At 40.9% G+C, this 20,579-nt stretch carries 22 protein-coding genes; 18 read left to right on the plus strand and 4 right to left on the minus strand.

Annotated elements, in window-relative coordinates:
• The first annotated feature begins 177 nt into the window (after window positions 1–177).
• Window positions 178–3,297, plus strand: a complete 3,120-nt coding sequence (locus LU361_RS14150) for a choice-of-anchor I family protein (RefSeq protein ID WP_233089485.1) — start codon at window positions 178–180, stop codon at window positions 3,295–3,297.
• Between the two features lie 83 nt (window positions 3,298–3,380).
• On the opposite strand, the gene LU361_RS14155 is transcribed toward LU361_RS14150, so the two are convergent.
• On the minus strand, window positions 3,381–4,337 hold the full coding sequence (locus LU361_RS14155; RefSeq protein ID WP_233089486.1) for an integron integrase: 957 nt from the start codon (window positions 4,335–4,337) through the stop codon (window positions 3,381–3,383).
• A gap of 72 nt (window positions 4,338–4,409) precedes the next feature.
• The gene (locus LU361_RS20370; protein WP_350338019.1) at window positions 4,410–4,631 is read right to left on the minus strand and encodes a site-specific integrase; all 222 of its coding nucleotides are present in this window, start codon (window positions 4,629–4,631) and stop codon (window positions 4,410–4,412) included.
• Between the two features lie 392 nt (window positions 4,632–5,023).
• Between LU361_RS20370 and LU361_RS14160 the strand changes: the two genes are divergently transcribed.
• The 5 genes from LU361_RS14160 to LU361_RS14180 all read left to right on the plus strand — a co-directional run bounded on the left by LU361_RS14160 (window position 5,024) and on the right by LU361_RS14180 (window position 8,818).
• Window positions 5,024–5,545 carry a hypothetical protein gene (locus tag LU361_RS14160; protein WP_233089487.1) on the plus strand — a complete coding sequence of 174 codons (522 nt, stop codon included), beginning with the start codon at window positions 5,024–5,026 and terminating at the stop codon, window positions 5,543–5,545.
• Complete coding sequence (locus LU361_RS14165; protein WP_233089488.1) at window positions 5,535–5,804, plus strand: serine hydrolase domain-containing protein; 270 nt, start codon at window positions 5,535–5,537, stop codon at window positions 5,802–5,804. Before LU361_RS14160 ends, LU361_RS14165 begins: the two co-directional genes overlap by 11 nt.
• Window positions 5,786–6,607 carry a serine hydrolase domain-containing protein gene (locus LU361_RS14170; RefSeq protein WP_233089489.1) on the plus strand — a complete coding sequence of 274 codons (822 nt, stop codon included), beginning with the start codon at window positions 5,786–5,788 and terminating at the stop codon, window positions 6,605–6,607. Before LU361_RS14165 ends, LU361_RS14170 begins: the two co-directional genes overlap by 19 nt.
• Before the next feature lie 64 nt (window positions 6,608–6,671).
• Window positions 6,672–7,601 carry a hypothetical protein gene (locus LU361_RS14175; protein WP_233089490.1) on the plus strand — a complete coding sequence of 310 codons (930 nt, stop codon included), beginning with the start codon at window positions 6,672–6,674 and terminating at the stop codon, window positions 7,599–7,601.
• Window positions 7,602–7,634: 33 nt separating this feature from the next.
• A protein-coding gene (locus tag LU361_RS14180) for an IS3 family transposase (protein ID WP_233089491.1) occupies window positions 7,635–8,818 on the plus strand; the annotation gives its coding sequence in 2 pieces (ribosomal slippage) (window positions 7,635–7,917 and window positions 7,917–8,818; 1,185 coding nt in all).
• Window positions 8,819–8,864: 46 nt separating this feature from the next.
• Here the strand turns inward: LU361_RS14180 and LU361_RS14185 are convergent.
• A complete protein-coding gene (locus LU361_RS14185; protein WP_233089492.1) occupies window positions 8,865–9,815 on the minus strand; it encodes an IS110 family RNA-guided transposase in 951 nt (316 codons plus the stop codon).
• A gap of 658 nt (window positions 9,816–10,473) precedes the next feature.
• Here LU361_RS14185 and LU361_RS14190 point away from each other — a divergent pair.
• The 12 genes from LU361_RS14190 (at window position 10,474) to LU361_RS14245 (ending at window position 20,041) form a co-directional block, all read left to right on the plus strand.
• On the plus strand, window positions 10,474–10,983 hold the full coding sequence (locus LU361_RS14190; protein ID WP_233089493.1) for a protein kinase family protein: 510 nt from the start codon (window positions 10,474–10,476) through the stop codon (window positions 10,981–10,983).
• A gap of 809 nt (window positions 10,984–11,792) precedes the next feature.
• Window positions 11,793–12,404 carry a hypothetical protein gene (locus LU361_RS14195; protein ID WP_233089494.1) on the plus strand — a complete coding sequence of 204 codons (612 nt, stop codon included), beginning with the start codon at window positions 11,793–11,795 and terminating at the stop codon, window positions 12,402–12,404.
• 71 nt (window positions 12,405–12,475) lie between these two features.
• A complete protein-coding gene (locus tag LU361_RS14200; RefSeq protein WP_233089495.1) occupies window positions 12,476–12,781 on the plus strand; it encodes a hypothetical protein in 306 nt (101 codons plus the stop codon).
• 163 nt (window positions 12,782–12,944) lie between these two features.
• Window positions 12,945–13,661, plus strand: a complete 717-nt coding sequence (locus LU361_RS14205) for a hypothetical protein (RefSeq protein ID WP_233089496.1) — start codon at window positions 12,945–12,947, stop codon at window positions 13,659–13,661.
• 189 nt (window positions 13,662–13,850) lie between these two features.
• The gene (locus LU361_RS14210; RefSeq protein WP_233089497.1) at window positions 13,851–14,543 is read left to right on the plus strand and encodes a hypothetical protein; all 693 of its coding nucleotides are present in this window, start codon (window positions 13,851–13,853) and stop codon (window positions 14,541–14,543) included.
• An 82-nt stretch (window positions 14,544–14,625) separates the two neighbouring features.
• Window positions 14,626–15,021: a hypothetical protein gene (locus LU361_RS14215; RefSeq protein ID WP_233089498.1), complete on the plus strand. Its 396-nt coding sequence runs from the start codon at window positions 14,626–14,628 to the stop codon at window positions 15,019–15,021.
• 538 nt (window positions 15,022–15,559) lie between these two features.
• Window positions 15,560–15,742: a hypothetical protein gene (locus tag LU361_RS14220; protein WP_233089499.1), complete on the plus strand. Its 183-nt coding sequence runs from the start codon at window positions 15,560–15,562 to the stop codon at window positions 15,740–15,742.
• A gap of 177 nt (window positions 15,743–15,919) precedes the next feature.
• Entirely contained in the window at window positions 15,920–16,165 is a 246-nt protein-coding gene (locus tag LU361_RS14225) for a hypothetical protein (RefSeq protein ID WP_233089500.1), read from the plus strand.
• Window positions 16,166–16,181: 16 nt separating this feature from the next.
• Window positions 16,182–16,637: a hypothetical protein gene (locus LU361_RS14230; RefSeq protein WP_233089501.1), complete on the plus strand. Its 456-nt coding sequence runs from the start codon at window positions 16,182–16,184 to the stop codon at window positions 16,635–16,637.
• 103 nt (window positions 16,638–16,740) lie between these two features.
• Window positions 16,741–17,055, plus strand: a complete 315-nt coding sequence (locus LU361_RS14235) for a hypothetical protein (RefSeq protein ID WP_233089502.1) — start codon at window positions 16,741–16,743, stop codon at window positions 17,053–17,055.
• 936 nt (window positions 17,056–17,991) lie between these two features.
• A complete protein-coding gene (locus LU361_RS14240) occupies window positions 17,992–18,276 on the plus strand; it encodes a hypothetical protein (protein WP_233089503.1) in 285 nt (94 codons plus the stop codon).
• Window positions 18,277–19,390: 1,114 nt separating this feature from the next.
• The gene (locus LU361_RS14245; RefSeq protein ID WP_233089504.1) at window positions 19,391–20,041 is read left to right on the plus strand and encodes a hypothetical protein; all 651 of its coding nucleotides are present in this window, start codon (window positions 19,391–19,393) and stop codon (window positions 20,039–20,041) included.
• 113 nt (window positions 20,042–20,154) lie between these two features.
• On the opposite strand, the gene LU361_RS14250 is transcribed toward LU361_RS14245, so the two are convergent.
• On the minus strand, window positions 20,155–20,579 hold a 425-nt coding region (locus LU361_RS14250), incomplete at its 5' end, for an IS3 family transposase (RefSeq protein WP_233089505.1).

A 20,579-nucleotide genomic window follows, 5' to 3' on the forward strand; every position in this document is an offset into this window, starting at 1 on the left:
AAAACTTCTGTCATCAAAAAATTCGCGTTTTTTACTTACTTGATTGTAGAGTCAGATATTCATTCTAACGTCATTATATTGACTTTTAAATGTAATTTATATGTCACGTAAAAGTCATGTGTTCTGCCCATTATGTGTCCGAATTTGTGTGTATAAAATTAAGAACAGGGATTCATAATGCGATTCAATAAAAAATTTATGGCTGCAGCGGTAGCGACAGCAACATTCGCTTTAGCGGCATGCGACGGGGATGATGGTAATAACGGTGATAATGGATTAAACAGTTTGGTAAACCAAACCAATTTATTGGCTGGTGATGCAAATTGTGAATTCGGCGGCGTTCAAATTGATTCGGGTTTAGATTCAAACTCGAACAATATGCTCGACGAAGCAGAAGTCACGTCTACGTCTTTTGTTTGCAATACGGGCGATTCACCAGAAGTAGAAACCCTGTTGGCTTCTATTCGCCAGTCAGGCGCTTCGCTTATCGATATTCCACAAGGAGCGTTGGGTTCTGCCACTTTCACGTCGGGAACTCAAACTGCCACCCTGGATTTCACCACCGGTTTCGGTAGTGGCGCTTTCCATATGCCAGGCGAATCAGCCGCCGTTTTTTACACTATTACCGATCGCGGTCCAAACATTGGTTGTGATGATTCTGGTGATATTTTAGGTATCGAAGATTTCTGTGGCATGGGTAATGATTCCGATAAAATCTTCCCGCAGCCAACTTATACACCCAAAATTACCAAATGGCGTTTGGTATCTTCTGAGTCTGGCGTAGGCGCAGAAATTATTGAAGAAATTGAATTACGCGATACCAACGGTGATTTGATTACTGGTATCACCAACGATCTTCAAGCTGCCACAACCGAATTAAGTTTCGACAATAACGCGGCTCAACTTCCTTTCGATAACGAAGGTATCGACCCAGAAGCATTAATTAAACTAAGCGACGGTACTTTCTGGATTGCTGAAGAATATGGTCCTTCTTTAATTCATGTTGCCGCAGACGGAACCATCATAGAGCGTGTTGTTCCAGAAAGTGTAGCGGCCGATCTCGCCGACGCAGATTATCCAGTTACCGGCGGTATCCCAGATGTTTACCGCTTCCGTCAATTGAATCGTGGTATTGAATCTATTGCGGTTTCTCCCGACGAAGAATTCCTTTATTTCATTATGCAAAGCCCATTGGCAAACACTGACGCAGACGTTTACCGTAATTCGCGTCACGTTCGTTTAATGAAATATGAATTAAATAACGACGGCTCTTTAGGTTCTGCTGTTGGTGAATACGTTTACGTTATCGACCGCCCACAAACCTTTGGCAATGAAGCTTTGGGCGGCGACAGCAGCAACAACTTTACTTTGGTGCGCATTTCTGAAATGACCGCGTTAGACACCGACGAACTATTGGTGCTGGAGCGTGGTTCACAAACCACTAAGCTATACGAAATTGATCTTGCAACGGCTGAAAATGTTCTTGGTACAGATTTAAGCATTGCGACCGTTGTGCCTAACGAAACCGACGAGCCGCGCGTACTGGAAAATGTATTCGATTTAGTAAGCTTTGATGCTACCCCTGTGGCCAAAGCGTTGGCGTTTAATACACTGACTGATCTTCCAGAAGGTGTGACTGCGCAGACTAAACTAGAAGGTATTGCGCTACTCGATGACGAAACTATGTTGTTAATCAACGACAACGATTTCGGTATTGCGGGTGAGCAAACTCAATTGCTAGCAATGTCTCGCGAGCAAATTAACCGCGAATCCGTGGTTTCTCAAACCGTTCGTATGGAGCCAATCGCTACCTTCACAACTGTAGAAGATGATCCAGAAGGCGCGGCGGAAATTGTTTCTTACGACGTAGCAGGTGAGCGTGTATTTGTAGTTAACGCCGTAGCGCAAAGCGTAGATGTACTGGATGCATCTGACGTTGACGATGGCGAATTAACCCTTATTGAAACTTTGGATCTTGTGGGTGATCTGGCTGGTACAGCAATTGGTAACGCCAACAGTGTTGCTGTGTTTGAAGATCTTCTTGCGGTTGCTGTTGAAGCCGACGTTAGCCAAGACAATGGTTTAATTGCCTTCTACGACATCGCTGGTGATTCAGTAAACTTTTTAAGTTCCGTAGAAGTAGGTGCACTTCCAGATAACGTGGTTTTCACTCCAGACGGAAGCAAAGTGGTTGTAGCTGGTGAAGGTGAGCCAGACGACGATTACGTTGTTGATCCAGAAGGCACCGTTGCTGTTATCGACGTTATTGATGGTGTACCGGCAATGACTGCCACCATCATTGGTTTTACCGCGTTTAACGAAGGTGCTGCACGTGCTGCAGAAGTTGACGACGATGTTCGCATCTTTGGCCCAGGTGCATCTGTTGCTCAAGACCTTGAGCCAGAATACATTGCCGTAAGTAGCGATTCTGAGACCGCATTTGTTGTATTCCAAGAAAATAACGCCATTGCCGTAATCAACTTAACCGACAACAGCGTTACCAGCATCAACGGATTAGGTACCAAAGACTTCTCCATTCGCGGTAACCAAATCGACGCCAGTAACCGCGACGATGCCGTTAACTTCCAAAGCTACGACAATGTGGTTGGCCTTTATCAGCCAGACACCATTGCTGCCTACAACGCCGACGGTTTTGATCTTGTTGTTACCGCAAACGAAGGTGATTCACGTGACTACGACGGTTTCTCTGAAGAATTCCGCGTAGAGGATTTTGTGACTCCAGGTGAAGCTCCTGTACAGCTTGATCCTAACCACCCAGAATTTGCCAGCGCACAAGACGAAGCCATTCTTGGTCGTTTGAGAACCACAGATCAAGACGGCGACGATGATGGTGACGGCGATATCGATACCATCCACGCCTACGGCGCACGCTCTTTCTCAATTTGGAACCCAGAGCTAGGCATCGTCTTCGACAGTGGTGACGACTTCGGTAAATTAGCCGCTGGCCGCGTTGGTTTAGACTTCAACGACGAAGACAGCCGTTCAGATGACCGTGGTGCAGAACCAGAAGCTGTTGACGTGGGCGTTATCAATGGCCGTACCTACGCCTTTATTGGTGCAGAACGTTCAAGCGATATTTACCTATACGACATCACCAGCCCATTTGGTCCGCAATTCCTTCAATTAATTAACAACGAAGGTGACGAGCGACCAGAAGGTATGGACTTCGTATCTGCAGAAGACAGCCCAACCGGCGAAGCATTATTATTTGTTGGTCACGAAGACAGTGGTACTACTACCGTTTATGAAATCACCGTGCGTGATTCAGTCAACTAAACGAATTTAAATTTTTCTAAAAATAAATTCGTTAAGAAAAAGCCTCGCATTGCGGGGCTTTTTTGATTTTAAAATTGAAATTATCAGTTAGAGAAATCCAACGGGCTAGTAACACCTCGTTCGTGCATTCCTACAACATGAGTATAAATCTGGGTTGTAGAGATATCTCTGTGGCCGAGCATTTCTTGAATTGCTCGTATATCAGTCCCGTTTCTCAATAAATTGGTTGCGAATGAATGTCTGAAAGTATGGCAGCCAGATTTCTTGTGGATGCCTACGGTTTTGATTGCAGCTTTAACCTTACGTTGCACCGATTGTTCGCCGATGTGATGTCTTCTTTTGATTTTTGATCTAGGATCAACAGATAGATGAGTTGCTGGAAATAGATACTGCCAACCTGGTGACGTTGACGCGTTTGGATATTTTCTTTCTAGAGCAAACGGTAAATAAACGGAACTAAAACCGTCGGTCAAGTCTTTTTGGTGCTGCGCTAATACAAAACTGACTTGTTTTTGTAAATCATCAACGAGTGAACTTGGTAACAGAGTTCTTCGCCAATAATTACCTTTTGCCTCACGTACAATTAGACAGCCATTGTTAAAGTCAACATCTTGCACACGTAAGCGAACAGACTCCATTACGCGTAGGCCGGAACCGTACATCAGTGAAGTTATCAATCTGAATTGACCAGATAATTGACTAATCACCGAAATAGCTTCCTGGTGAGAAAAGACGGTAGGAATTCGTCGTTCTCTTGAGCTCGGTTTAAATTCGACACCCTCAAGCGGCATTAATAAAAATTGGTTGTATAGGAGCCTCTGATTAACCTCAAGATCACTCAGGCCAATCAGTTTTTTTCTGATCAAGACGTGCTTTTGAAGGTCTAACGGGTTAAATCGAAAAAGCACAACGCAGAGCAGGGAAAAACCGGCAGGCCCCGTAGGGGTGAGCTTGCGAACGCCGTGAATGCTTGGAGCGGCTGGTCCTGATCTCAAGCGCACATTTGCGGTGTTGCCGCTTTTATTAAGGACTACGGCCATTAATTACAAGCGGCGCCTTGCAATTGCACGCTTGAGATCACGCTGAGTAATTTTGAGGTTAATCAGAGGCTCCTATAGAAAAGCCAACGCATTTAATGCTGTTTTTTGAGTGTTGACAGATACATTTTCGTGTAATACCAAATTTGATAAGAATTCGTTGACATGGATAACAGTTAGGGTTTTGGGATGATTGCGTTTATGAAAACGAATAAATCGTAATATCCAGAAACAATAGGTTTTTTCTGTTTTATACGACAAACGTTTTGCACGAATGAATGCTCGTAGCTGATCCATAAGTCGTGTCGGGTTTTTTGGAATAGGTTTTGGGATGTCTTCCACAATAAAAACCTGGTTAGAAATTTTCAAATATCCTATCGGAAAATGCCGATTTGAAAAATCAACCTAAGTATGGTTATTTGGACAAATTTTTAGAAAATTCAGAGATATAAGAAAAATCATAGTGTTAGGAGACTATAGAGTTTTGAGGATATACGTCGTAATGACGTAAAATACAAAAATGAATTACGCGCCAAATTGTCTGAGGCGTTGACGTAGTGAGACTTTCAGGATAGCGTTGAGAAAAATTCACCCGAAATATACGTTACTGTGACGGTATATTTGGGAAAAAGCGTCGTTTGGACGTGTATTAAACTGTTATACATGAATATGAAAGCAGGAGTAAAACTTTGGAAATCGATTTTTTATTAGGTTTGGCCTCTGGTCTCGTAGCGGCAATCATTACAGCCTTAATTGCCAAATATTGGCCCAGCTTCGTAAACATCATTAGTAAAGAAGCAAAAATAAATGGAAGTTGGGCTTGGTATGATAGCTCGCATAAGGAGCCGATTGGGAATATTTTGATAAAGCAGACTGGAAGTAAAGTAAAGGGCCAGTTTGAAAGGAACAAATCTATTGACGGGAAAACAACAAAAAGGGTATTCAAGTTTGAAGGTGCTCTTTATGGGCAAATATTACATATTAATTATAATGAGCCTGAAGACCCTAAGAATGTGCGTGGTTCTATAATATTAAAGTTGGTTTCAGGAAGGCAGGTTTTCTATGGAAAGACAATGTATTTCGAAAATCACAAAAATGAAATTTCAACATATAATTTTGTAATTTCTAAGCAAGATAAATCACAACCTGAAGCTGTTCAATATTTGGGACATACTTCGTCAGAAAAGAGCGAGAAAAAAAATGCAGCTTAGCTCATCTTCGAAGACAGTCATTGATGATGCAATTTTACGTTTTGTTGAAAGATATGGGGTTCCTGATTTAGATATATCTATAACTAAAGGCAGAGGAATAATTTTCGAAAAAGGCTTTTCTCTCTTCGGTTTAAAAGATAACAGTGATGAAAACGGGATATATATGCTTTCATCTGTGGTTAAAACAATTACTGCTTTTGCAGTAGTTAAGGCATCTGAGAACCATGATTTAGATCTGAATTGTCGAGTCTTAATATAATTCCCGAGCTGGAAAGTTGTTCTAATATTGACAGAAGTGTTCGTATTTTAGATTTATTAGATCATACAGCCTGTATAAACAAAACCACATATAATTGGGGTAGATACAATTTAGAAGACTCTGAACTAAGTTCTCTCGAGTCATTTATTCGAGGTGATTATAAATTCTCAATAGATAGGCATCAGTCAGGTTCTTGGATGTATAGCAATGTAGGCTACGACATATTGGGGGCAGTAATTGAAAGAGTTGCAGGAATTGGGTTCGAAAAATTTATACAGAAGGAGATTCTGGGTCCATTAGGCATGACGGATACTGTATTCGATTTAAACTCTATAGATGAATCCCGCATTAGATTTCCAACGCTTTTTGAAGGTGGTGAAATTTTACTCTTGGGAAAAATACCCAATGTAAAAAGGCATTCTCCAAGTGCAGTTGCTTTTTCTTCTATTGCAGATATTTCTAAGTGGGGACGATTTCATGCATCAAATGGTGCGGGGTGCGATCATGCTAACATTTCTTCATTTAACAGATCCTTGATGTGGTCATCTAGAGTAAATACCGACATCACCTATACTCAAAGCTATGGTCTAGGCTGGTATATCGGGGAATGGTTCGGCAATCGTGCCGTAGGGCATGGAGGTAAAGAGTATGGATTCAATACCTTTATTATTGTATTTCCAGATGATGACATCTCAATTAGTATTTTAATGAATACGCATAATGCAGATGTCATTAAACTTGCAATAGAAATCGTCAAAACACTCATTAAATCCGAATTAATGTATAACAAAAGTGTGAATTAGGACGCTCACTAGTTCATCGCGCCTATTACACTGGCGTTAGGCACTCAAACTAGGAATTAACTTCATGAGATTTGACACAGAAGATGACGCAAAGAATTATGCCGTAAGTGCAACGGCTAAGCATTTGCATCCTGATGATGCTCAAAATCGGCTCGACTCATATAAGTCGTACCAAGAGTCTGCTCACAATGATGAGGATAAAGAGTATTGGGAAAGAGAAGTTCGTCACCTTGATGAATATATAAATAGCGATGAATTTAAAAATGGTGAATACCCTCAAGGGATAGATGAATTAATCCTAGAGATAATTGAATGGCGGGCTGCAATATACGCATTTCAAAATGTTGATACAGAACAAGACCCATTCAAAGAGCACGCCTTCTATGCCCAATGGCTCATGGGCGGCACGTACACGGTTTTCTGCATGCTTGGTAAGCTTGTGAGCAAAGACAATCGAGATAACTCACTGCGTAAGCTTTGGCCGATAGTTTCTGATTATGTAAAAGATAGTGGTCTATGTAGTGAAGGTGAAACTGAAATAATCGAAGAGAAAATGCATCGCACAGAAGGACATTTCACAAATACAAATTCACGAGCGATGCTTTTCAGAAACAAAGTTATAGCCCATAAAGAAAGCTCTCCTAAAATTGAGTGGGTGGAAATTGATAAAGACATAAAGCTGCTTTGCAGAATCTGGGCGCTGATAACTATGTGGTCTTCATTTGGCATCATTCAGCCATTTAGAAATTCCCAGCAGGTTTTCTCGGGGCTTGAAAGCGTTTTTAACCCTGCGGAAATCAAATCTCTTGTTGGACAGCGTAACATGTACCTTGAAAAGGTCGAAGGCTGGTGTACACACAGTTTAGTTGATAATAGTAAGGTGTCTGAGCGTTCTCCTTTTGGGAAAATATCCGTGTCAATTGACATTAAACCTTCGCGGGAGGCAGTGCCTAACAAGGTGCTGCTGTCGGACAATGATCTTCCCCCGTTTTAACGGACACCCAAGTCAAACAAGACGAGGTGTCCAATGCCCAAATACACTCAACCAAGAAAAACTTGGCAATACTCAACTGAATTTAAAGTTAAAGCGGTTCAACTTAGTTTGATTCAAGGTGTTCAAGTTCAGGAAGTGGCTACTGCACTTGATATCCGTCCGTTTATGCTGTCACGATGGCGTAAAGAATATCGTGAAGGAAAGATCGTGGCAGATAAACGCAAGAAATTAACAGAGTCCAATCGTAAGCAAGCGAAAGAACTTTCAAAAGTTAAAAGGCTTGAGGAAGAAAACAAGAAACTTAAACAGGAGATTGACTTGCTAAAAAAGTGGCAACGGTTTCTTGCGGAGGAACATCAGCACGATATCGATTCATCAAGAGATTCAGACAAGAACTAGACATCAAACGTACTTGTGAATGGTTGGGTGTGTCTCGTAGCGGTTACTATGATTGGTGTAATAGGAAACCCTCGGATCGACACAAGTCAGATGAGCTACTTAAGCAGCACATCAAAAAGATTTCAGATGAAAATGAGGGGCGTTATGGCAGCCCTCGGATATGGAAAGCTCTGTTAAAAAAGGGGTTTCAGGTTGCTCGCAAACGAGTCGCTCGACTTATGCGGGAAATGGGGTTGATTGCCCGAGTGACACGGGTGACATATAGAGCGCTTGGCATGAAGCGCTTTTTATCCTCAGGTGAGAACCTTCGCCCAGAGGGAGCGGTTCCTGGAGAAAAGAATAAGGTATGGGTAGCGGACGTAACGTACTTGAAGGTGAAGAATCAATGGCACTACTTATCAGTCATTATGGATCTGTATTCACGTCGTGTTGTGGGCTGGAGTCTTGATGCGAAGAGAACAACGGTAATTACGCGAAGAACCTTAAGAAATGCCCTATGTAAACGACGGCTACCCAAAGGACTGATTTTACACACAGATCGTGGCGTTGAATATCGAGGTTCGGAATATCAAAAAGAACTTCGAACGCATGGAATTGAACACAGTCTTAGTAGACCAGGAAAGTGTACTGATAATGCACACATGGAATCATTTTTCCATTCGATGAAAGCAGAGCTTATTCGTAATACGACATTTTCTACGGCAGAAGATTTGAAGTATGGCTTGGCCCGATACATCAATGATTACTACAATAGAAAACGGCTGCATTCGGGAATAGGTTACTGTTCACCGATAGAATATGAGCGAATAACCGCATGAAAAAGAGCGTGTCCGTTTTAACGGGGCAAGATCACTGCCCAATAAATTAATCTATACACCAAGCTTTATTATCCCGGACCATAGCATTTAAAATCGTGATCATTTTTCTCATGCAAGCCGTGATGGCAACCTTTTTGTGTTTACCCATTAATACGAGCTTTTTATAAAAAGCTCGTATTAATGGGTTGCATAAAGTGGCACTGAGCGTTGCCATATACAGTGTGGTTCTAATTTCTGCTCGACCACCTTGAATACGTCGTTTCCCTTTAAATAACCCACTGTCGCGATTCATTGGTGCGACACCAACGAGTTTTCCTACTTGTTTTGAATTCAAGGTTCCGATTTCGGGCAAGTCTGCCAGAATGGAATAAATTAAAGTGTTTCCAACACCGGGTACGGATTGCAAAAGTTTTTGTCTATCGTGCCATTCTTGTTGAAGTTCTACGTGTTTTTGCAGCTTACTTTCAACGCGTTCAATTTCCTTGTCCAAGCATTTAATGATTCGTTTACATGAAAGTTCTAAACTTTTTCCCATAATTTTTACGCGATTTAATTCTTGTGTTCTCATTTGCATGAGTTGACGCCGACGAGTAAGTAAACCCTTGATAATGATTAGGTTTTTACTTTTTTGAAGTGTGGGCTTTGGTTGTATTATCGCAGCGTATTGTGCAATTAATTTGGCGTCAATTTGGTCAGTTTTAGCCAGCTGATCAATGGCTTTTGCGTATTGACGTACGGATGAGGGTTTTGCAATAACGACAGGCAATTGTTTTTGATAGCAAGCCTGAGCGAGATCGAATTCATAGCGTCCCGTAGATTCCATAACGACGCGACTGACTCGATAGTAGGAAATTCTTTTCAAGATGAATTTGATACCATCTGCATCGTTACTGACTTGAAAATAGATGTTTTTTTCATGAATATATACGTCGAGAAAAAACTTACCGACGTCAACACCGACATTAACAATTGTTTTACTCTTTGATAAATTTGCCATAAGAACTCTACCTTGCTAAATTCGGGCTCGAGGCTGAATGCAGCCCAGCCCATTCGACTGTTCGAGTTGAACTTTAGTTTATACATCCGGGGTCGGTTCTGTACTCCTGCTTGTTAACGGTTTTAAAACCAGGCGCTCATCGAGCTACAGAACCGGTACACTAGCTGCTACTGGGTTACGGGCTTCACTTTATACGAAAGGGGAATATGGTGGAAATTATCCATACAAGCCGCTCAAAGAACATCAGCAAAAGCTGCTTGGACCTTCGCTGCGTTAAATCTCCGTCATGAATCCAGCTAATATAAATAACACTGCAGTTTGGTCTCTGACTCTTGGATATGTTGTCTATATCGTGGTAATAGTTGGCGCATTCTTATACCGAAAATTATACGGACAACTAGACTTCTTTATCTCTCTAGATATTGCATACTATTCTTCAATAATTTGGCTGTGTTTAAGCTTAGTTGCACTAGTAGGCTTTAGCTATTTAGTAGTAATTGAGCCGGCAAGGAAGTTCAGATACCCATTGGTGGCATTGTCGCTAATATCTCCAATTTTATGGGCAGCGTTATTAGTTGAGTGAACATTTAAAAAATCAAACAAATCGCTTCTCTTGGGCGCGCTTTGCGCGCTATTTATTGAGGCGTTAGGCCCACAAATGAAATTTCGTGTAATAGCTATAATTATGATGACGACGCTGATAAGTGGATGCCTTCCAAAAAGTGCAGTGCTTAAGTATCATGATGTTCAGCACATTGAAGCTGGCCTAGGCGTCGATGGAACCAGGAAAATACTGAACAGCGATGAAGAGGTTGATCTTCTCGCAACCGAAGTCATTGAGTTACTTAAAGGGCAAGGCTTCGAATTATTAAACTCTAGTGTGTCATGGGGGCTTCAGCCGCTCACAGGTCATACACAGAACCTCAGTTTTAGGCTTCTTCAAGCAGGATCAATTCATTGTTATGTGCAAATCTCCAAAAAGGAGTTTTGGGCCAAATTCCGAGAGCTTGAGCAAAAACCTCAGTCAAATGAGTTCGCCACTACCAATAGTGATCTAGTGGCAGTAAGTAAGGCCGTGGATTCATTAAATGAGCTGGCAAAAGAAAAATTTAATGGGCGTTCTACGCGTATCTCTAAATTTGATCGTGCAGAACTCCCTAACAAATAAAGGCAAGCGACGCATAAATGTGCGCTTGCTTTAGGTGTTGTACGTCTCTCGTGGTATTTTCTTGGTTATGAATTCACTATTTTTTGTCGTCTAAAATCGCAATTCCTAGTTTCCTAAACTTCGGTAATCTAAGATGTTAGTCCCTAATCGCAGTTACTAATTTTAAATTTCTCTAGTTCCAACAAATCTTTTCGTTTGTTCTTCTTTGATCACATTAGATTGCAGTAAACTTCCAGCTTTTCAGCCTGTATTTTCTTTGTCCACGTTGGCTTACAGTGAATTTTGACTCTCAGACTCGCTAATTTCATGGTAAATTAAGGCTCGGTGAGATAATTGTTATTACTTCAAAACGTACAACAAGTGGGTCAAATGGAAAGCCGCTGCGCGTCTTCAATTTACCCTAGCGTTGTACGTCTCTCGTGGTATTTTCTTAGTTCTAATTTGTCTGTATTTTGTTGTCTAAAATTACAATTCTTAGTTGCTTAAATTTCGATAAACCAAAGTGTTAATTCCTAATGGTGGTTACCAAGTTTAAAATTCTCCAGTTTTTACAGCTCTTTCTGTTTGTTGTTCTTTGATCACATTAGATTGCAGTAAACTTCCAGATTTTCAGCCTGTATTTTCTTTGTCCGCGTTGGCTTACGGTGAATTTTGGCTCTCAGTCCGCTATTTTCGTGGTAAATTAGTGTTTAGCGAAGTAATTCTTGTTACTTCAAAACGTACAACAAGTGGGCCAAATCGAAAGCCGCTATGCGTCTTCGATTTACCCTAGCGTTCTAAGTCATCCATGAATAGAGTACCGAGTAAGTATGGAATTCGATAAAGAAAAATACAAAGTATGGAAACTACCTCACCCAATGTTGCTTCATTGGATTATCAATCCGGGGCTTGCATTCAATGAGCTAATCCTTGGACAGAGAATCCCTAAGGTAACCCTAATAGATAAAACTAGTGATGCTCCTTTAATGGAGAGACAGTACATTCCATGCCCTGAATGTAGTGCGCTAAATGATGGTAGACTCTGGTCTAAAGGCAATTCACTTGGCCACTGGTTTGGTTATGTATGCCCAGAGTGTCACGGACGAATACCGTGCCTTTGGAATATCACCAGTCTAATATTACTTGCCTTAACGTTCCCAATTTGGATTTGGCTGAAAATATTCGGTGAAGAAAAATGGATTGAGAAAGAAAAAGGTCGCTTTGCCGAAGTTGTATCAAGCGATCTCTCAGAGGCCAAGAAAACTAATTGGCTCAGAATGGGTGTAACCTATGGAGTCTTAATGTTTTGTATTATGGTACTACCAAAAATTTTCCAAAACCAGTTGACCGTTAGCGCTATTGCTATTCAGGCAGTTATTTGGCTCGGTGGCGGTTTAGCATTCGGTTTATCAATGAAACTATTCCTAGGCAGCAGAAAGTGATACATAGAACAAGCGCGCCAATAAGGACGCTCGCAAACTTGCGTCTATTACGCGGTCGTTATGTGTAAAACATGAGTAGCAAAAATTTTCTTGTTTGGATTCCAACATTTATAGGGATCATATTGCTAGGAGTGTCACAAATAGATTTACATCTGTTCAAGGAAGGCATTTTTGAAGTTCGCACAATACTGGGTTGGGAGTTAGTTCTTGTAATATCGGGCTTGCTAAGCGGACTTGCTGTTTTATTTATAGGTGTAAGGTATTTGTTCAAAAAAGCTTGGTTTTTTTCGATTCAGTCATTTTTAAGCGTACTTGGTTTTATTATTCTGTTTGTTGTTGGCGGAATGCTTGGTGGGGCTTATCTTAATGCTACATAGTAAAATATATAACAAGCACATCAAAAATCGCCCACAAAAAGCGTGGGCTAGATTTGTTAATGCTCGCCTTTTATGTGAGCGTTATTGTACATAAGCATGGCGCTTTCGGCTTGAAGCAGAAACTCACTAAACCTCTTTGAATTAGAATAGGGAAACTCGGAACATGGGCACTTGGGGCACAGCAATTGAAGAGAATGATGTATTTGCTGATGCGTATGACTGTTTTTTTAACACTTATAACGACGGCTGCACTCCAGAAGAGGCGGCGGCAGAGGTAAAGGTCTCTCTTGCGAACTCTATTGAAAATCCTGATGAGTCTATAGACGTATTTTTTGCCACAGTCCTTGCCCTTTGGGAGACTAAATCGTTACCCGTAAGTTATGTCGAAGAAGTGCGAATAATCGTCGATAGTGGCCAGGATATAGATAGATGGAGGAGCTTAGAGGCTAACGATGAACAGCTTGAAAATCGCCAAGTACATCTCGAAGCGTTCTTATCCAAGATCAGCACTCCTCGTTCCAAGAAGAAAATACGGTCAAGGAAGAAGTTCGATTGGAGAGAAGAGGTCATGCTTGAGTTAGCTGCTCCTGATGGGAATAAAGTATTTCGCGTGATTGATTGCTACGTAAATGGCAAGTATAAGTGTACAAGTGCATCCATGAAATGGGCCACAGGTGGTAATGGTATCTTTCAGCATCACACGGAAGGCGCCGGGATTGAAGGGCGTTGGCTCAACTCTCAGAATCTTGAACTTGTAATTCACGACAGTCCTTACTTCTCTCAACAAAAGATTGCTTTTTATCTTAGAGGTGATCAGGGTGAAATCACTTATCTGACTGGGGATGGGCAGAGAATTGTGCCGGACAAATCACTTCCGTAGTTATAATTCCTCTTACATGTAAAAAGGAGGACGGAACCATTGTCCATGCAACACAGCTTGCAGCGGATGTGTTCGATTGAGACACGAGTCCTTAATAGAGTGTTCAATTCGTTCGCTATCGCTCACTGGGACGTAGTATAAGACGCTGCGCCTTATGAGTCTGAGTAAATTTTAAATTATGGAAGGCTAGTGAAAAATACTGGAGTAGTTAAAAATCCACTGTCTGTAATTGCAATATTTGCAGGTGTTGCAGAGATAAGCGGAACTGGCGTTTTGCCATTTATAGATCCCGCAAATCGGGAACTGTACATATGGTTCTTGATGCTCTTTCCATTTACTTTAGTGTTGCTATTTTTCGGTACATTGAACTGGAATCATAAAGCTCTCTATGCACCTTCCGACTATAAGAGTGACGAATCATTCCAAGAGAACGTTAATGGAATGAGATCTCAGAGAGAGGGTATAGCGTCAATGGAAAAGCTCATCGAAAACAAAGTCACAGAGGTACTTAATTCTAGTGATAACACTCTGCCGCCTGAATGTATTGCTCAAAGAATTACCGAATCTATTAAAACCAGTTCTTTTATCACCATTAATGCTCAACCCCTAACTGGTTCTGATGATGTGTTCGATCTCCCACACGTGGCTTTTTCTTCACTCAGCGCGCTAACAGATGAAATATATTTCCTATTACAAGACCATATAGGTCCATTTGAATATGGTCACTCATGGGTGCTTACCAATGAAAATGATACAATGATCAAAAATGCCAGAATGATAACTAAGACTCCGATAGGAGAGCCATGTCTAGATAATCGAAGCCTAAAAGAGGTTGGTATTCTACCAGGAATGACAATTAATGTATCGAAGCCCAACTTATAACAAGGCTGTCAGAGTGACCAAAAAGCACTACTTAGCTTTGGTTTTTTAGCCCTTCTGGCGGTGTTAGGCACTTTATAAAGATATGAGTAAGAATCTTATTGCATACTTTTGTTTTGGCTTTGCACTTATCTCTGTTGTGAGTACATTTGCAATACCAGGCGGAGTTGAAGTTTCGATTATTTATATATTTTTGGCTGGTTTGTGGTATCAAACAGGTACCAGTTTCATAAAAAGAAAAAAATGGTCATGGTGGGCCGCATTAGTTCTTATTGTACTAATTGCCCTGGGAAGCCTGATTTCTGTTTGGAGTACAATCATAGCTCCAATATTTAATTCAAGTGTTAGAGGTGTAGGTTACGGCCGTTGGGTGTCGCTAGGTTTATTGGTCTTGTCCAGCTATCTTATTTATGTGTTGTTGCAGCCAGGTACAAAGAATGAATTCTCCAATAATGACGAACAAGGTAAGCCAAAGTCGTAGCACTACGTATTACTGGACTCGTACAAACATTCGCCTTTGCTTGCGGCGTTATGCACTAATGCTATGAATCGGAAAAAGTCAGAAGGGTATAAGTATTCTCATGGATTCAGTTTGGAGAATATCTGTTCCATGCTCGCATGCATTTTTGGCGCTACTGTATTGTTTTTGGCGTACGTCGATAATTCGCAGCTTTTGGTTCTAGTGCCAGCATTAGTATGCACTGGATTAGCTCTATTTTCTATTGATTTAGTGTTCACCACCGTCTCGATTTATGGGGACAAAAGGTCTTTACATACAACCCTGCCATTCCTTTACTTTTAAGAAAAAATATAGATTCGACCGTTCTGATATCAAAGCTACAAAAGTTAAAACTGATAAACGACTTACTAATTACGGACCAGTAGTCACACATTCAGTGATTTTGGTAACTAAAGATAATTGTAAACATGTTGTGCTCATCCCGAGACATAAAGCTGAAGCAATTTCCGTTAAGAAAGAGCTTTCTCGGTGGCGTTACACCAGTTTCTGAGGTACGAATATGACTTGGGGAACAGGTTACGTAATAGGTATTGGGTTAGCACTAATTTTCTGGTTCTTTCTTATTCGCCCTGTAGATAAAAAGTACTATGACAAGAAGCTTCGTATAATCCAAAAAAATATTAAGCAAAAAGAAAAGGTTGAACAAAACCAGCAGAAGGAATGTGCCGATACTGAACGTTAGCAGTAATCAAAACACAACAAGTTTGTTAAACAGTGTTTCGCTGCGTTCTTTGTTGATAGCATTGCTTATATCTACGGATACTTATGTTTACTCAAGGTCTGAGCCCAAGCTTACGAAAAAACAAAAGACGAATTGCATAAAAATCGTAGAAAATAACTATGTGTTCAGAGCGTAAATATGGATAAATTTGGTGGTTCTCTTATGATGATTGCTGGCAGCTTATTGGTAATTATCACTATTGTGGACGCTTTGGATGGCTCGTTTTATTTTGTAAGTAAATCTCAAGGCACATATCAGGTATTATTGGTCTCTGATCCTACGAAATTCTATTTAAAGCTTTTATGGCAAGTTTTTATTGGTATAGGTGTGCTGGTTTTAGGTAGGTATATTTATAATGCAAAAAAAAGCACGCGCCGTTTATAAGAGCGTTGGGTGAAAAATGGAATTACCGAAGAATGTAAGAGTGGCATCATGGCTTGGAGCTGAATGTGTAAGCTCCTTTCTACAGAGAAATGATATAGTGGATAGGCGACTTGAAGATTTCACAAATCACATGTCAAGTCTCGTTTTTTCTGAGAATGTTCCTGAATGGGATGATGTAGCTATGAAACTACAGATAGATGGTATGGGAGATCCTTTACCAGATCATTTAGATTCGTTGGTTGGTTTAGATGAGTTGCTGATTTCAGTCAGGGAAATAAGTGCCAGCCAAATATACGGAACATTTTATCCTAGAGAAGTTGAGAGCCGTTTGATAAAAGCTATTGAAATATCGAGATTGGATCTATCCAATTATAATTTGTTTAGGATGGTTAGGGTGTCAACTAAACCAGAGGGTTGGGGGCCACCCTTAACAGAGGAATTTGTCGATGGTTTTCACCTTAATCGCAGCTAGCAAGGTGCCACAATTCATTCCGGACCTTTGGTTCTCCACTGGATCCCAAAAGCTACGCTTTCGAATCCGCTGAGTGCAGTGTTGTTTGTCCTGGAGGTTTAGAGTGATCTACGAAATTCGAGTCGAGAGTGTAGTTATTGGAACTACTAAGTTAGAGGGTGGTGATCCCCCGATGGGATTCGTATTCGGCAGCGTCACTCCAACCGAAAAGTATAAACCCCTATCTGGTGTAGTGAAAGCTGGGCTATATCAACAAGGTCAAGATATTGGGATTAAGTGCAAGTCTATTTCTTTTGAAGATCTCACTAAAGAAATGGGAGAGACATGTATCGAAATCACGGTATTCATCGAGTCTGCTGAAGAATATGATATTTACTTCAAGCGCCACCGAGAAGTTTATGAAAATCAATTTTCTTAACCAGAAATTAACAAGTAAAGGCATTGGACACACGATAAAGCTGCGCCTTTTACAATGGTGTTATATGCATTGATGAAATTACGTGTACTAACCGTTGTTTTTCTATTCTTGCCACTCAAAGTGGTTGGTTGTCCCTTAAAAGGGTATTGGAAATCTGATGAAGAGAGGACGTTGGCTAGCTTTCGCCAGGCTAAAGGGGTTACCTCGAAGCAAAAGGAAATTTTCGAAAACAAATTCTTCGGTAAACTCTACCTGCATATCGAGTGCAAAGAATTCACATCTGTCATAGAAGATTGGATAGAAACAAGTAAGTACGATCTCTTGTCGTCTTCCAGTTATGTCTGTAACTATCAGATACACCTCCGAACTTGAGGGAGAAGTAGTCCGTGAAGCAACAATAGAGGGTAATTGTTACTCTCTTGAAGTTAATGGGGGGCAGTTTAAAGAGTATTTCTGCCCTGTCAGTGCTGAAGCATATAACAAGGCCATCAAATTCGCGCGGCAAGCCGGGCCGGACGACCAATAAGTTGGTCGCTGATTATGGCGGCGTTGTACATCTTCCGTGGTATTTTCTTGACTCTAACTTGACTGTTTTATATCGTCAAAAAACGCAATTCTTGATTGCTGGAACTTCAACAAACTAAAGTGTTAATTGGTAGTCGTGGCTACCAATTTTAAATTTTTCTCAGATCCGAAAAACCTTTCCATTCGTTCTTCTTTGACCATGTTAAGTTGCAGTAAACTTCCAAGTTGTTAGTCTGTATTTTCTTTGTCCGCATTGGTTTTGCAGTCAATTTTGGCTCTCATGCTCGCTGATTTCATGGTAAATTAAGGTTTAGTCGAAGTAATTGTTATTGCTTCAAAATGTACAACAAGTGGGTCAAATCGAAAGCCGCTACGCGTCTTCTTACCCAAGCGTTATGTGTCAGAAGAGTCATGAATAAACCTCCGAAAGAAATAGACGATGCCAAAGTGCTTGAGTGGGCTTGGTCTGGAAGAAAGCCATTTGGTGAACTCCTCTATGAATCAGGGGAGCTTGCCGCGGAAATATTTGGGTTAGCGATTTGCCAGTACGATGACTCCGAAACTATTTATCGATTTAGCTGTGATGCTAATTGGACAACTGAGCAAGACGCACAGTATCAAAGCGTTGCAGAAGCAAAACAAAACTTACCAGTGCAGTACAGAAATATTGAGGCACACTGGCAAAAATATGAGTAAACACATAACTAGGCGCTATTGCCACCACACTTTGTGTGGCTGGTACCTCCGTACTTCGTGCTCCGACTCCAGGCGTTACTTATCAACGAAGCTATGAGCGAAGAATCGAACAAGAAATATATACTGGCGGCAACATCCGTATCATTTATCTTGCCAATTTCGCTAATGATAGGAATATTCCTATACGGTTTTGGATCACCTGAATCTGATTCTGGCGCTATACAGGGGTTTATTTTTACTGTGATGCTCTTCCCAGTGATATTTATTTTCCAATTAGTAGCTTATTAGGTTCTAGGTAAATCGCAGTTAAAACGTGAAAGACCATCTGTGATTCTAGGCGGTTTTTTGGGTGCGGTATTAGCTACGCCTTTATCTCTAGTATTTTTCGATTTTGGTCTATCAACAGGCTATTCAATATTTGAATCTATTGTATTAGCGGTCGTAATAATATTTCTTCCATTGTGGTTAAGCTTTGTGTCTGGCTCATCGGTTCAATACTACTTAATGGTAAAAAATGCATAACAAGGCCATCAAAAATCGCTGTACTTTGTTCCACTGGACCTCTTTAAGCTGCGGCGTTTCAGTCGGCCCTTTATGGCAGCATTAGGTGCTCTACTTATGAGAGCCATATCTGCAATTGGATTGATGTTTTGGTCTTTATACACAGTCGCGGAAATCCCAGAATGGTAAAAGCGAGATATAGCTAACATTACTAATGGGGCTGAAGCTGTCATCATTTACAAAGTCAAATCAATAAATCTAGAGTCACAAAATGGCGCATATTTTTCCTATAAAATTTACACAGAAACAATCGAAGAGCTAAAAGCTAAAAGCTAAAAGGTCAGTGCTATTTTCTAAACTCGTAAGGTGAGTGGAAATCACCGGCTAATATAGGTGAAATTAGAGTAGTAATATTAAGCATTAAATATACGGGAGAGTGTGGTGCTATTGAACTAGGTTATGGTGCGCCAGCAACTGAAGATTATGTGTCATTATTTAAGTCCATTATTAAACCCAGCGCCTAACAAGTTGCTGTTATTTGTTCTGGCCACAAAAAGTATGGCCTCCACCGGGTGCGCCAGCGCGCTCTGCAAAGCAAAGCGTTATAAGTCATATGAATAAGTCTGAAATTCTCCCTGAAATCCACAAAATCCTTGATCCATTACTGTTTGAGGAAGGGTATCGATATCTTAAAAGTCAAGAGAAATATCAGAAGAAGGAACAAGGAGTGAGGCTATGTCTAGATCCAAACATAACGTATTGGCCTAATTCCAATTATTGCATGGTTTCACCACGTATATCGGTTCACGTTGATGCGATTGAAGACTACTATGCGCTTCATTCGGGTCAGAACGTTGATCGACATTCACCAACATTAACATTGCTATGTGACAACATAGAAGGTGCACAATATTGGTCTATTTCGAGCCGGCACGAACTTCATGAAGTCACTGATGAGATAGTAATAACTATTAAAACAGTGTTGTTACCACTCCTAGAGTCTTGGTCCAACCCTAAAAAGGTCGCAATTGAAGGACTTAATAATCGAAAAAGTCTCTTTTTTTCAGAGCTTCATAGATTAACAACGCTATTTGCGTATTGCGGGGTATACAATGACATCGAAATGTTAAAGAGTACTATCGAGTCTGTAAATCTAGAAAGAGTTTCGTGTTCAAGAATGCAACTTGACCCACACTACTTAGAAATTTTGCGGAGCATGAAGTCTGACATACCGTTAATTGGAGATATTGGAATTGACTTATAACAACGCATTCAAAATTCGTTAGCAAGCTAGCTTTACTTCCGCAAACTACGCTTGTTCCGACCTTATAACGCGGCGTTAGGTGATGGTGTGCCCCACAAAAAGTAGACAGTTATCTAAGCAGCTAATACCGTTTTGTCCTCGAATGCTACTGGACTTAGGTAACCATTCGCTGAGTGTCTTCTTTTTCGGTTATAAAATATTTCGATGTATTCAAAAATATCAGCCTTCGCCTCTTGAACACAACGATAATCTTTCGCGTAGATCAACTCGACTTTTAACCGACTAAAGAATGACTCCATCGGCGCATTATCCCAACAGTTTCCCTTGCGACTCATACTCAACTTTAACCCGTTTTTTTTGGCGAAGTCGATATATTTCTGAGCGCGATATTGAGTGCCTCTATCCGAGTGGACGATTAAACCTGGCTCGCACTTACGCCGCTTCAAAGCATCCTCTAACGCCCTTTTCGTCAGTGCCTCTGTCATAGTATTATCCAACGCCCAACCCACAATTCGACGACTATAAAGATCCATCACCG

Source organism: Sessilibacter corallicola, assembly GCF_021290925.1.
GTDB classification, from domain to species: domain Bacteria; phylum Pseudomonadota; class Gammaproteobacteria; order Pseudomonadales; family Cellvibrionaceae; genus Sessilibacter; species Sessilibacter corallicola.